General features: G+C 35.6%; 1 protein-coding gene. It reads left to right on the top strand.

The features are described 5' to 3' along the window. Window positions 1-249 (top strand): PAAR-like protein (locus SB679_RS24105; protein WP_410704766.1); only part of this gene is annotated, 249 nt, incomplete at its 5' end. Window positions 250-275 lie beyond the last annotated feature (26 nt).

Raw genomic sequence — 275 nt, 5'->3', positions numbered from 1 at the left:
ATAAAGAATAGAGAAGGTTTATTTGCCACAGATAAGGATAATATTGCAGGAGTAAATATTACCCATTTTACACTCTGTAGTGTTGCAGGAATCTGCAGATTAAACCTAAATCTGAGCGGTCAGAAGCTCAATTGGATTAACACGGTGCCTAAGGTGAAAATAAAAGATACAAAGGCTCTGTTTGAGGCATCTAAATGTATTTGTCCTCTGGGTGGAATTATTACTAGTATTAACTCTGGACAAATATAATCTATTATGCCCGCATTAGTAATAGG

The organism is Chryseobacterium sp. SIMBA_029, assembly GCF_046535275.1.
Lineage (GTDB): Bacteria > Bacteroidota > Bacteroidia > Flavobacteriales > Weeksellaceae > Chryseobacterium.
The sequence above is the reverse complement of the archived record's forward strand: the minus strand, read 5'-3'. Positions and strand labels throughout refer to the sequence as shown.